Annotated in this window: 11 protein-coding genes; 7 read left to right on the forward strand and 4 right to left on the reverse strand. The window is 56.0% G+C overall.

Translation table 11 applies throughout. The features are described 5' to 3' along the window. Positions 1-4 precede the first annotated feature (4 nt). From B9Z35_RS10905 to B9Z35_RS10920, 4 genes are all read right to left on the reverse strand, one after another. Positions 5-847, reverse strand: a complete 843-nt coding sequence (locus B9Z35_RS10905; RefSeq protein WP_108283723.1) for a carbohydrate ABC transporter permease — start codon at positions 845-847, stop codon at positions 5-7. Then, positions 844-1,704, reverse strand: coding sequence for a carbohydrate ABC transporter permease (locus tag B9Z35_RS10910; protein ID WP_108283724.1), 861 nt, complete (start codon positions 1,702-1,704; stop codon positions 844-846). The genes B9Z35_RS10905 and B9Z35_RS10910 overlap by 4 nt, the downstream gene beginning before the upstream one ends. A gap of 115 nt (positions 1,705-1,819) precedes the next feature. Further along, positions 1,820-3,202, reverse strand: coding sequence for an ABC transporter substrate-binding protein (locus B9Z35_RS10915; RefSeq protein ID WP_108283725.1), 1,383 nt, complete (start codon positions 3,200-3,202; stop codon positions 1,820-1,822). 101 nt (positions 3,203-3,303) lie between these two features. Then, on the reverse strand, positions 3,304-4,260 hold the full coding sequence (locus B9Z35_RS10920) for a 2-hydroxyacid dehydrogenase (RefSeq protein WP_108283726.1): 957 nt from the start codon (positions 4,258-4,260) through the stop codon (positions 3,304-3,306). A gap of 107 nt (positions 4,261-4,367) precedes the next feature. On the opposite strand from B9Z35_RS10920, the gene B9Z35_RS10925 reads away from it, so the two are divergent. The 7 genes from B9Z35_RS10925 (at position 4,368) to B9Z35_RS10955 (ending at position 12,310) form a co-directional block, all read left to right on the forward strand. Further along, positions 4,368-6,104, forward strand: coding sequence for an IlvD/Edd family dehydratase (locus B9Z35_RS10925; RefSeq protein ID WP_108283727.1), 1,737 nt, complete (start codon positions 4,368-4,370; stop codon positions 6,102-6,104). A gap of 12 nt (positions 6,105-6,116) precedes the next feature. Further along, entirely contained in the window at positions 6,117-6,866 is a 750-nt protein-coding gene (locus B9Z35_RS10930; protein ID WP_108283728.1) for an SDR family oxidoreductase, read from the forward strand. Positions 6,867-6,877: 11 nt separating this feature from the next. Then, positions 6,878-7,813, forward strand: coding sequence for a sugar kinase (locus B9Z35_RS10935; protein ID WP_108283729.1), 936 nt, complete (start codon positions 6,878-6,880; stop codon positions 7,811-7,813). Between the two features lie 27 nt (positions 7,814-7,840). Continuing rightward, a complete protein-coding gene (locus tag B9Z35_RS10940) occupies positions 7,841-8,746 on the forward strand; it encodes an NAD(P)-dependent oxidoreductase (RefSeq protein WP_108283730.1) in 906 nt (301 codons plus the stop codon). A 23-nt stretch (positions 8,747-8,769) separates the two neighbouring features. After that, positions 8,770-9,525, forward strand: coding sequence for an SDR family oxidoreductase (locus B9Z35_RS10945; protein ID WP_108283731.1), 756 nt, complete (start codon positions 8,770-8,772; stop codon positions 9,523-9,525). Further along, a complete protein-coding gene (locus B9Z35_RS10950; protein WP_108283732.1) occupies positions 9,525-11,048 on the forward strand; it encodes a UxaA family hydrolase in 1,524 nt (507 codons plus the stop codon). The genes B9Z35_RS10945 and B9Z35_RS10950 overlap by 1 nt, the downstream gene beginning before the upstream one ends. 68 nt (positions 11,049-11,116) lie before the next feature. Then, on the forward strand, positions 11,117-12,310 hold the full coding sequence (locus B9Z35_RS10955; protein ID WP_108283733.1) for a phosphoglycerate kinase: 1,194 nt from the start codon (positions 11,117-11,119) through the stop codon (positions 12,308-12,310). Positions 12,311-12,316: the final 6 nt, after the last annotated feature.

Raw genomic sequence — 12,316 nt, forward strand, 5'->3', positions numbered from 1 at the left:
TTCCTTAGCTCTTGACTGCGCCGGCGGTCAGGCCAGACACCATGTAACGTTTGAATGTGTAATAAATTGCAGCGGGTGGCAGGGCGTAAATCAAACCCGTGGCCATGAGCAACTCCCATGGGGAATCGTCAGCCGACAAGAAGTTGCCCAAGGCCACCGCCAGCGTCACGTCTTGGTCGTTGGACAACAGCAAGAACGCATAGAGGTATTCGTTCCAAGCCAGTAGCAAGGCATAGGTGCCAACGGCGACCAGCGATGGGACCATCAAGGGCAAGTAAACCATCCAGAACAACTGCAAGGGTGTTGCACCATCAATGCGTGCGGCTTCGTCCAATTCGTAAGGCAGTTTGTCGCTGGCTTGTTTGAGTACCCAAATGCAATAAGGCGAAGCGATGGTCACCATGGCCAAGATCAAGGACCATTGGTTGTTCAGCAAGCCATACAAGCCCATGGTTTTGTACATGGGTACGGCCAAGAATGCGGCAGGGATGAAGTAGGTGAACAAGGCCAAGTTCATCACCGTTTGCCCGCCACGAATTTTCAGACGACTGATGGCAAAGGCCGAGGTGGTGGCCACCAACAAAGTCAGCGCACCCACTGTCAGCGCAATGATGAACGAATTACCCAGTTGTGCCCAAAAGTGGTCCAAGTAGAAGTGCTGTCTCTTGAAGACAATTTCGAAGTTCTGCAGCGTGGGATGTTCTGGCCACAAGGCCCCCGAGGTTGCCGTGTCGCGGGGCGAGATGGCAAACAAGATCATGTGGTAGACCGGAAACAAGGTCCATAGCAAAACGGGAATGCCAATCAAAAGCAGCTTGGCTTCTGCAGCGATTTTTTTCAAACTCATTTCGACAGCCTCTTCATCATGAAGTAAACCAGGGGCAACACAAACGGCAGTGCGACGACGATGGAGGCCATGGCTAAGTCCACTTGGTCCAAGCGCAGGTAGCGAATGCCCAAGGTGGCCAATACGTGCGTCATGTCAGCAGGTCCACCGCCTGTGAGCAGGTACACGCTGTTGAAGTCACCCAAGGTCCAAATCATCGACAAGATGGTGGAGGTGAGGTAGAGCGAGCGCATGGATGGCCATGTGATGAACTTGAACTTTTGCCAGCGTGTGGCGCCGTCTACCGAAGCAGCTTCGTATTGCTCCGTAGGAATGGCCAAACGTGCTGCCACCAAGATCAGGGTCCAAAACGGCAGCGATTTCCAAATGTGCATGAGCATGGAAAAGCTCAGCGCCAAGGTGGGGTCGTTCAACCAGTTGGGGCCGTCTAGTCCTGTCCAGCGGAAGATGGCGCTGTTGATGATGCCCCACTCAGGATTGAGCATGAAGCGCACCGACAAGATGGTCGGAATCGACGGCACCGCCCATGGCAAGATGAACAAGGCGGCCACAATCTTGACCCACCAGCGCTCCAGCACAAAAAAGCCAGACAGCGCCAGGGCCACCACCATCTTGATGTTGATGGCGACGACTAAAAACACCAAGGTGTTAACAGCACTGCGAAAGAAAATGGGGTCGTTGAACAAGTCCACATAGCTTTGTGGATGACGTGCTAACCACAGGCCGTAGCACACGGGGTAGAGCACAAAAATAAAGAACACCGCGATGTAGGGCGCCACCATCAGGCGACCCCAGAATTCCCACGTGCTCAATCGAGCCGTCGGCGGTGTGAGTGGGTGAACAGCTTGGGTATTCATGGGCGACAGAAGCCTAAGGGCATGTCTCGCTTGCGCAAGACCGACCCGTTTTAAACAAATAACACGTAGGGAAAAAACACGGTGACCTGGATGGCCAAGTCACCGTGTGCGGCGCTTAGTTGCCAGCGACTTCCTTGATGCGGGCGATCATCTCGTCCACAGCTTTTTCAGTCGGTACTTTCTCGTTGATGATGCGGTTCATCGCTTTGGCCCACACGTTCTCGTTGTTGAGTACGGTGAACTTGTAGTTCTTGGTGAACTCAAACGGCACAGTCCCAGACATGTACTGGTTGTACACGGCCAAACGATGTGGGTCTGCTTTCCAGAACGGACGTTGCTGCGCTGCTTTGGTCACAGGGAACCAACGACCCAATGAGCCTTCAACATACGGTGTCAAGTTGGACTCATCCAGCAAAAATGCCACAAACTTCTTGGCCGCATCTTTGTGCTTAGCGTCCTTGAAGATCACGCCAGTCTTCACAGCGCTGCGATACACCATCTTTGTGCCATCGGGTTTCATTGGGAAACCAGAGGTGGCAATCAGTTCGGTGTAGTTCTTTTTCGCAATCGCCCGTTGATCGGCCGTCAATGCCTCATTGTTCATATCGTCCAACCACTTGGCAGCGATAGAAATAGTGGCGTTGTGGGTCAAGACGGTGGTCTTGTTGTGGAACGCCACGTTGTTGTCCGGATCTTTCCAGCTGGTGGAGGACGGTGGTGTGCAACCCTTGCCGTACACCGCGGTGTAGTCGTTCAAGGCATTGATCAAGCCTGCGCGAACTGAAGGATCATCGACCAACAGCTTGCCAGAGTCGCTGACCAGCTTCACGTTGTATGCATCCATGAAGGTGAGGAACGAGAAGAACGAGTCACTCGAGTCCACGCCCATTGGGAAGCCTGTGCCAAATGCGCGCTTGCCTGTTTTTTGGCGGTAGCCCGTTTGTACTTTGGAGCACCAGAAGTCCCAGTAACCTTTCCAGTCGGTGGGGATGTCGCTCTCTTTGTAGCCTGCATCGGCCAGCATGTCTTTCCAATACTCAATGTGCATGGTCTGCTGCTTGATGGGGTAAGCATAGTAAGCACGCGTCTTGGTTTGGTTGTTGTACAAGAAGGTGGTCGACAGCGCGTTAGGCTCGAACTTGTTGGTGATTTTGTCGAGGATGCTCGACACATCTTCGAGCTTGCCGTCGTAGGCCCATTTCGCGGTCACTTGGAAGTCGTATACGTCTGCGTAGGCCACATCAGGTGGGTTGCCTGAGTCCAGCGCAGCCACGGTTTTGGGAATCATGTCTTGGATCGGGTACTGCGAGAGTTCGATCTTGATGCCCTTGTTTTTCTCTTCAAACTTTTTGATGGCCACGAACAAAGCGTCGTCTTCCGCTTTGTAGAAGCCTTTCACCCACCAAACCGTCAATTTCTCTTGAGCCATGGCTGGGCCAACGGCCGTCACCAAGCCTGCAGCGACCATTGCGCCTGTCAGCCAAGTTTTCAATTTCATCGTTTGTCTCCTGAGTTTTTAGGACAAGGTTCGTATGACCTTGGTGCTATCGTATGATGATTGGATGATCCAAAAATGCGGATTTACCCGCATGTTTTGGGTTAACCCTTGTGTGCGCATTCAGGCACAGGCGTGTATACCGCATGGCCTTCAAAATGGGACTTCAGGTTGTTAAATGCCAAGTCAGCCATGGCTTGGCGCGTTTGGCTGGTGGCGCTGCCAATATGCGGCGCCAGCACCACATGTGGGAAAGCACGCAGCGCTTCGGGCACATGGGGTTCTGACTCAAACACATCCAAGCCTGCACCACCAATCACGCCGTTTTGTAGCGCCTCAATCAATGCAGCTTCATCCACCACTGAACCTCGCGCCACGTTGACCAAAATACCTTTGGTGCCCAAGGCTTGCAACACTTCTGCATTGATGAGCTTGCGAGTGGCAGCGCCCCCAGGTGTGATGACCACCAAGTAATCGCACTCTGCAGCCAGGGCGGTGGGGTTGGGGAAATATTGATACGGGATGTCGGCCTTGGCGCTGCGTGCGGTGTAGGCGATGGACATATTGAACGCCAAGCCTCGCTGTGCGATGGCTTGCCCAATGCGGCCCATGCCCACGATGCCCAGTCGTGCGCCCGAGACCTTGCGCGCCAATGGCATGGGGCCGTTGGGCCATTGCCCTTCTTTGACATAGCGATCTGCCGCAGGCAGTTGGCGCGCAGCGGCCAGCATGAGGCCGATGGCTAAGTCAGCCACATCGTCGTTGAGCACATTTGGTGTGTGCGTGACCATGACATTGCGGGCCTTGGCGGCCGCCACATCTACGCCGTCGTAGCCCACGCCGAAGACGGAAATGATTTCCAGTGCTGGCAATTGCGCAATCAGACTGGCGGGTACTTTGGATTCGCCACTGGCTGCAATGCCGCGAATGCTGGGTGCAATTTTGGCGAAGGCGGCGGGATCGGTTTCGTGCACACGGTCGTGCAAATTGAAAACAGCGCGCAGTTGGGGCTCAAGCAGTGGCGAGAGTTTGGTGACAGACAACACGTCAATGTGGGACAAGGTAGGCTCCTAGGGCTTTCACGGGGTTGAGATTCAATCGTCATACCATAATATGCTCGCTAAGCCTGAGAGCTAACTCGGGGAAACCAGTAACAGCGAGACAAAACATGACGGACCAGCCTAAAAAAAGACCCGAAGATTTACGCAGTCAACAATGGTTTGGTCGTCAAGATCGCGATGGTTTTGCATACCGTAGTTGGGTCAAAGGCAAAGGCGTACCGCATGACCAATTCGATGGTCGCCCCGTCATCGGTATTTGCAACACCTTCAGTGAACTCACACCCTGCAACTCACATTTCCGCACGCTCGCTGAGCAAGTGAAGATTGGTGTGTACGAGGCGGGTGGCTTTCCTTTGGAATTCCCCGTCATGTCCTTGGGCGAGACCTTGTTGCGCCCGACAGCCATGTTGTATCGCAACCTCGCGTCGATGGATGTGGAAGAGAGCATTCGTGGCAACCCGATCGATGGTGTGGTGTTGCTGATGGGTTGCGACAAAACCACCCCCAGTTTGTTGATGGGTGCTTCAAGCGTGAACTTGCCCACGATTGGCGTGAGTGGCGGCCCAATGCTCAACGGCAAATGGCGTGGTCAAGAACTCGGCTCTGGCACGGGCGTGTGGAGCATGAGCGAGCAAGTGCGCGCAGGCACTTTGAAGCTGCAAGATTTCTTCGAAGCGGAAAGCTGCATGCACCGCAGTCATGGCCATTGCATGACGATGGGCACTGCCAGCACGATGGCCAGTATGGTGGAAGCGCTGGGTATTGGCTTGCCTGGTAATGCAGCCTATCCAGCAGTTGATGGTCGCCGTAATGTATTGGCACGAGACGCAGGCCGACGCATTGTGCAAATGGTCAAAGACGACATCAAGATTTCTCAGATTTTGACGCGTGAGGCGTTCGAGAATGCCATTCGCACCTTGGCAGCGATTGGTGGCAGCACAAATGCGGTGATTCATTTGGTAGCCATTGCTGGACGCTTAGGCGTGCCATTGAGCATCGATGACTTTGATCGCTTGGCCAGCGAGTTGCCATGCTTGGTCAATTTGCAGCCTTCGGGCCAATACTTGATGGAAGATTTTTGCTACGCCGGTGGCCTGCCAGCTGTGATGAAAGAGATCGCGCATCTGTTGCATACCGACGTGGTGACAGCCAATGGCAAAACCGTGGGCGAAAACGTGGCAGTCGCTCAAAACTACAACGAAGACGTCATCAAGCCGTTTGACAAGCCATTCAAAGACAAAGCAGGCATCGCCGTGTTGCGTGGCAATTTGGCACCCCGCGGTGCCGTCATCAAACCCAGCGCGGCCACGCCCGAGTTGATGACGCACACAGGCCGTGCTGTGGTGTTCGAAGACAGCAATGACTTTCATGCACGCATCGACGATGAAAACTTGGATGTGGATGAAACCTGTATCTTGGTGTTGAAAAACTGTGGCCCCAAGGGTTACCCAGGTATGGCTGAGGTGGGCAATATGCCCCTGCCGCCCAAGGTGCTGCGCAAGGGCATCACCGACATGGTGCGCATCAGCGACGCACGCATGAGCGGGACTGCCTATGGCACGGTGGTGCTACACACGGCACCCGAAGCAGCCGCCGGCGGCACCTTGGCCTTGGTGCAAAACGGTGACCTCATCACACTGGATGTGCCCAAGCGCAGCTTGCACTTGCATGTGGACGATGCCGAACTGGCCAAGCGCCGTGCTGCATGGCAGCCGCCTGAACCCGCCATGAATAGTGGTTATTGGAAGCTCTATATTGACCATGTGCTGCAAGCGGATGAAGGCGCTGATTTAGACTTTTTGCGTGGCATGCGCGGCTCTGCGGTGCCCAAAGACAACCATTAAGAAAGAACTCAAATGACAAAAGTAGCAGTCGTCACCGGCGCAAGTTCGGGTATTGGCAAAGCATGTGCGTTGGCCTTGCTCAAAGCGGGTTGGCACGTGGCGTTGGTGGGCCGCCGTGCAGATGCGTTGCATGCCGCCATTGCAGAAGCAGGTGAGCACAGCGCACACGCCTTGGCCGTCCCTACCGATGTGTCGAAAGACGAAGAAGTGGCTGCGCTGTTCAGCACCGTGGTGGCCAAATTTGGTCGCGTGGATTTGTTGTTCAACAATGCAGGCATTTCGATCCCCTACACCCTGCCTGGCGACATGGCTGCAGACACTTGGAAGCAAGCTGTGGATGTGAACTTGAACGGCGCGTTCTATTGCTTGTCGCATGCGTTCAAGCAAATGCAAACCCAGTCGCCTCAGGGTGGCCGCATCATCAATAACGGCTCCATCTCTGCGCATGCGCCGCGCCCAGGCTCGATTGCCTACACCGCCACCAAGCACGCCATCAGCGGCTTGACGCGCGCTGCCAATTTGGATGGCCGAGGCTTTGACATTGCCGTGGGCCAGATTGACATTGGCAATGTGGCCAGCGACATGACACTGAAGATGGTCAACGGTGTGCACCAAGCCGATGGCTCGATCAAACCAGAAGCGCGCATGGACATGAGCTCAGTGGTCGAGACCTTTATGACCATGGCCAGCTTGCCCCTGTCTTCCAACATTTTGTTTGTCACAGTGATGGCCAACAAGATGCCTTTCGTTGGTCGCGGCTGACGCAAAAGGTCATGCATGACGTGATCACCGTGGGCGAAGCCTTGGTGTTGTTGGCTGCCAACGAGCCCGGGCCTTTGGCCTCGGTACGCAGTTTCACGTCGTATACCGCTGGGGCTGAAACCAATGTGGCGGTGGGCTTGGCACGCTTAGGGTTGCGGGTGGCGTGGGCCAGCCGATTAGGCGATGACGACAAAGGGCACTACTTGCGCGATGCGTTTGTGCGCGAGGGTATCGACTGCACGCGGGTGACGTTGGCGCAGGGTGAAGCCACGGGTTATATGTACAAAGGCCGTGTAGACGATGGCACAGACCCGCCGATTGAATACCACCGCCATAACTCAGCCGCCAGTTGCATGGGGCCGAACGATGTCGACATAGATTGGCTCACCCAAGCCCGGCACTTGCATGTGACGGGCGTGTTTCCCGCGGTGTCGACGAGCACCTTGGCACTCACACAAGTCTGCATGCAAGCCATGCGAGACAAAGGTAAAACCATCAGCTTTGATCCCAATTTGCGTCCTGCGCTTTGGGCCAATGAGGCCCACATGCGAGCTACCGTGAATGCACTGGCAGCTCGTGCCGATTGGGTGCTGCCCGGCTTGGATGAAGGACGCTTGCTCACGGGGCAACACACGCCAGAGGCAATTGCCAAGTTCTATCGCGACGAAGGCGCGTCTGTGGTGGTGGTCAAGCTCGGGCGCGAAGGCGCTTATTTTGATGGGCTGAATGGCCAAGGTTATGTAGCGGCCACACCCGTTGCGCGTGTGGTGGACACCGTGGGTGCAGGCGATGCGTTTGCGGTGGGTGTGATCAGTGGTTTGTTAGAGAACTTGAATTTGAAGCAAGCGGTCGTGCGTGCAGCTTGGATGGGCGCGCAGGCTGTGCAAGTGCGTGGCGACAACGAAGGCTTACCCACGCGAGCGCAACTGCAAGCGGCCCATGTTTAGTGTGAATTCAACCAACAGGAGACAACGATGAAAATCGGATACATCGGCGCATCAGGCCTCATGGGTCATGGCATGGCCAAAAATTTATTGGCCAAGGGTCAGCAAGTTTCCATCACGGTTCACAAAAACAGAGAGCGTGTACAAGACTTGTTGGACATGGGCGCCACCCTTGAAAACAGCGTGGCTGATCTGGGCGTGAGTTGTGACGTGGTGATGATTTGCGTCACGGGCACCCCCCAAGTTGAAGCCGTGGTGACTGGCCCGAATGGTTTGCTGGCCCACGCCAAAGCAGGCTTGGTGATTGTGGATTGCTCAACTAGCGAACCCGCATCCACCACCCATTTGCGTGAGTTGGCTCATGCCCAAGGCGTCACGTTCGTTGATGCACCCTTGGCACGCTCGGCTGTTGAAGCCGAGGCGGGACGGCTCAACATCATGGTGGGCGCTACACCTGAGATGTTTGCCAAGCTTGAGCCCATTCTCAAGTGCTGTGCAGAAAACGTGTTCCACGTTGGTAGCCCAGGTGCAGGTCACGGCATCAAGCTCTTGAACAACTTCATTGGTCAAGCCATTTGCGCGGCCACGGCCGAGGCATTTGCAGTCGGCAAGCTCGCAGGCGTAGACCCCAAACAGTTGGTCGCGTTGGTGGGTGCTGGACCAGTGAACTCTGGTTTATTCCAAGCGATGGCCAAAACACTGGATGGTGATTTGACGGGCTTGATGTTTGAGCTCGACAACGCTCGCAAAGACATTCGCTACTACACCCATTTGGCTGAAGGCATGGGTGTGCCCACGTTGATGGGTGAGGCGGTGCATCAGTCACTCAGCATGGCCAGTGCCTTGGGCTTTGGTAAGAAATTCGTGCCTTCACTGGTGGAGGCGCAAGAGCGCATCACGGGCGCCAATTTGGTTCCTAAAACATCCCACACTTAAATTCAAAAGAGAGAGAGACAAACATGACCCAACGATTAGCAGGAAAAACCGCCCTCGTCACCGCCGCTGGACAAGGCATTGGCCGTGCCACCGCGCTGGCCTTTGTGCGCGAAGGTGCTCACGTGATTGCCACCGATGTGAATTCGGCTGCACTGGAGTCGCTCAAGCAAGAGTGCGGCTGTGCGATTGATGTGCTGGATGTGACCAACCCTGCGGCCATCCAAGCCGCACATGCCAAGCATGGCGAGATTGATGTGCTGTTCAACGGCGCAGGTTTTGTGCATGCAGGCACAGTGCTCGATTGCACCGAAGCCGAGTGGGACTTTGCGTTCAACTTGAACGTGCGCTCTCAATTCCGCATGATTCAAACCTTTTTGCCTGGCATGTTGAAAAAGGGCAAGGGCTCCATCATCAACGTCGCCTCAGTGGCAGGCAGCATCAAAGGTGCGCCCAACCGTTTCGTGTATGGCACCACCAAAGCCGCCATCATTGGTTTGACCAAGGCCGTGGCGGCTGACTACATCACCACGGGCGTGCGTTGCAACGCGATTTGCCCTGGCACAGTGGAGTCGCCTTCATTACGTGACCGCATTGCGGCCCAAGCCAAGGCCAGTGGTCAAACCATTGCGCAAGTCGAAGCCGCCTTTGTGGCGCGTCAGCCCATGGGGCGTGTGGGTCGTGTGGATGAAATTGCATCGCTGGCGGTGTACTTGGCCAGTGATGAATCAAGCTTCACCACGGGCACTTCGCAAATCATTGACGGTGGTTGGTCAAACTGATGTCGCCCGTCATTCGCATTCACGCGCATGACAACGTGGTCATTGCGCGCCAACAACTTTTAGGCGGCACGGTGTTGGCCAGCGAAGGCGTCACCGTCTTGGGCTTGGTCCCGCCTGGCCACAAAGTGGCCACGACGGACATTGCCCAAGGCGAGCCCGTGCGACGCTACGGCCAAATCATTGGCATGGCCACGCAACCCATTGCGGCGGGCCAGCATGTGCACACCCACAACTTGGCCTTCAGCGATTTCGCGCGCGAACATGCGCCCGGTGCGGCCGCGCAAGCCACGGCGTATGTGGCCGAGCCTCGCACGTTTGAGGGCATTGTGCGTGCCGATGGCCGCGTGGCCACCCGCAACTACATTGGTATCTTGACTTCGGTGAATTGCTCGGCCACAGCGGCACGCGCTATTGCTGATCACTTTCGGCGTGATGTGCATCCCGAGGCTTTGGCCGACTACCCCAATGTCGACGGTGTGGTGGCCTTGACCCACGGCATGGGTTGTGCGACGGCCAGTGATGGTGAGGAGTTGCAGGTGTTGCGTCGCACGCTAGGTGGCTATGCCAAGCATCCAAACTTTGCGGCCATATTGGTGGTCGGCTTGGGTTGTGAAACCAATCAAATTCAAGGTTTGGTGGCGCAAGAGGGTTTGCAAGAAGGCGTCAAGCTGGTGACCTTCAACATTCAAGACACAGGTGGCACACGCAAGACGGTGGAAAAAGGCGTGGCCTTGATTCAAGCCTTGTTGCCAGACGCTAACCAAGTCAAGCGCGAGCCTGTGCCTTTGAGTCACCTCACCGTGGGCTTGCAATGCGGCGGCAGCGATGGTTATTCGGGCATCAGTGCTAACCCAGCGCTGGGGGCGGCTGTCGATTTATTGGTGCGACATGGCGGCACCGCGGTGCTCTCAGAGACGCCTGAAATTTATGGCGGCGAACATTTGCTCACGCGCCGTGCGGTGAGCACAGAAGTGGCCGACAAGCTGCTGGCGCGCATTGCCTGGTGGGAGGCGTATACCGAGCGCAACCACATGCAAATGGACAACAACCCCTCAGCCGGTAACAAGGCTGGCGGCTTGACCACCATCCTTGAAAAAAGCTTGGGCGCGATTGCCAAAAGTGGCACCACCAATTTGGTGGACGTGGTCGAATTTGCACAACCGGTCACGGCACGTGGGTTTGTTTACATGGACACGCCCGGCTATGACCCCGTGTCTGCCACGGGCCAAGTGGCGGGCGGCGCAAACCTCATTTGCTTCACCACTGGTCGAGGTTCTGCCTATGGCTGTGCACCAAGCCCATCGCTCAAGCTGGCCACCAATACAGCCTTGTGGCAGCGCCAAGAGGACGACATGGACATCAATTGCGGTGGCGTGGTGGATGGCTCAGAAACTGTTCAGCAAGCGGGCGAGCGCATTTTCGAAATGATGATCGACACAGCCTCCGGCATAAAAACAAAGAGCGAACAGCATGGCTACGGGCAAAACGAATTCGTGCCTTGGCAGTTGGGTGCGGTGATGTGAGGTGCTTCAGGTTGCGCAATGGCCAAACTTTAGAATAGGGGTTTTGTCATTCTCATCACCAGCTCAATATGAACGTCATTCGCTTCTCTGATTTGTGTGCCAACGGCTCGGCCAAAGGCAAACGTGTTTTCATCCGCGCCGACCTCAACGTGCCGCAAGACGACGCAGGCCACATCACCGAAGACACCCGCGTGCGCGCCTCTGTGCCCGCCATCGAGATGGCGCTCAAAGCCGGTGCAGCTGTGATGGTCACGTCTCACTTAGGCCGACCCACTGAGGGCGAGTTCAAACCTGAAGATTCATTGGCGCCTGTGGCTAAGCGTTTGGGCGAGTTGCTGGGCCGCGATGTGCCGCTGGTGGCCAATTGGGTGGACGGCGTCAAGGTTGAGCCCGGCCATGTGGTACTGCTGGAAAACTGCCGCGTGAACAAAGGCGAGAAAAAGAACAACGACGAATTAGCCCGCAAGTTGGGCGCGCTGTGCGACATTTTTGTGCACGACGCATTCGGTACCTCGCACCGCGCTGAAGGCACAACCTACGGCATCGCGCAATATGCGCCCGTGGCCTGCGCAGGTCCGTTGTTAGCCGCTGAGATTGACGCCATCACCAAGGCCTTGGCCAACCCCAAACGACCACTGGCTGCCATCGTGGCGGGCAGCAAGGTGTCTACCAAGCTGACCATCCTTAAGAGCTTGGCCAACAACGTGGACCAGCTCATCGTGGGCGGTGGCATTGCCAACACCTTCATGCTGGCCGCAGGCCTGAACATCGGCAAGAGCTTGGCCGAGCACGACTTGGTGGACGAAGCCAAAGCCGTGATCGACATCATGAAGGCACGCGGCGCAGAAGTGCCAATCCCGACCGACGTGGTGACTGCCAAAACATTCGCTGCTGACGCAGTGGCCACTGTGAAGAAAGCCACAGACGTAGCCGACGACGACATGATCTTGGATATCGGCCCAGAGACCGCAGCCAAGTTGGCCGAGCAACTGATGAAAGCCGGCACGATTGTGTGGAACGGCCCTGTAGGCGTGTTTGAATTCGCCGCGTTTGAGAACGGTACGAAGACCATTGCGCATGCCATTGCCGAATCTAGCGCCTTCAGCATCGCCGGCGGCGGCGACACTTTGGCAGCCATTGCCAAGTACGGCATTGAAAAGCAAGTGGGTTACATCTCTACCGGCGGCGGTGCCTTCTTGGAAGTGCTCGAAGGCAAGACCTTGCCTGCGTTTGAAATTTTGACCAAGCGCGCTGCGGGCTGATACTGT

The sequence above is a fragment of the Limnohabitans sp. Jir61 genome (assembly GCF_003063545.1).
Taxonomy (GTDB): Bacteria; Pseudomonadota; Gammaproteobacteria; order Burkholderiales; family Burkholderiaceae_C; genus Limnohabitans.

What these genes read in the sequence shown, in the direction of transcription:
- B9Z35_RS10950 (WP_108283732.1), top strand. Translation starts at nt 9,525, where the DNA reads ATGTCGCCCGTCATTCGCATTCACGCGCATGACAACGTGGTCATTGCG.
- B9Z35_RS10925 (WP_108283727.1), top strand. Translation starts at nt 4,368, where the DNA reads ATGACGGACCAGCCTAAAAAAAGACCCGAAGATTTACGCAGTCAACAA.
- B9Z35_RS10930 (WP_108283728.1), top strand. Translation starts at nt 6,117, where the DNA reads ATGACAAAAGTAGCAGTCGTCACCGGCGCAAGTTCGGGTATTGGCAAA.
- B9Z35_RS10935 (WP_108283729.1), top strand. Translation starts at nt 6,878, where the DNA reads ATGCATGACGTGATCACCGTGGGCGAAGCCTTGGTGTTGTTGGCTGCC.
- B9Z35_RS10955 (WP_108283733.1), top strand. Translation starts at nt 11,117, where the DNA reads ATGAACGTCATTCGCTTCTCTGATTTGTGTGCCAACGGCTCGGCCAAA.
- B9Z35_RS10940 (WP_108283730.1), top strand. Translation starts at nt 7,841, where the DNA reads ATGAAAATCGGATACATCGGCGCATCAGGCCTCATGGGTCATGGCATG.
- B9Z35_RS10945 (WP_108283731.1), top strand. Translation starts at nt 8,770, where the DNA reads ATGACCCAACGATTAGCAGGAAAAACCGCCCTCGTCACCGCCGCTGGA.
- B9Z35_RS10910 (WP_108283724.1), bottom strand. Translation starts at nt 1,704, where the DNA reads ATGAATACCCAAGCTGTTCACCCACTCACACCGCCGACGGCTCGATTG.
- B9Z35_RS10905 (WP_108283723.1), bottom strand. Translation starts at nt 847, where the DNA reads ATGAGTTTGAAAAAAATCGCTGCAGAAGCCAAGCTGCTTTTGATTGGC.
- B9Z35_RS10915 (WP_108283725.1), bottom strand. Translation starts at nt 3,202, where the DNA reads ATGAAATTGAAAACTTGGCTGACAGGCGCAATGGTCGCTGCAGGCTTG.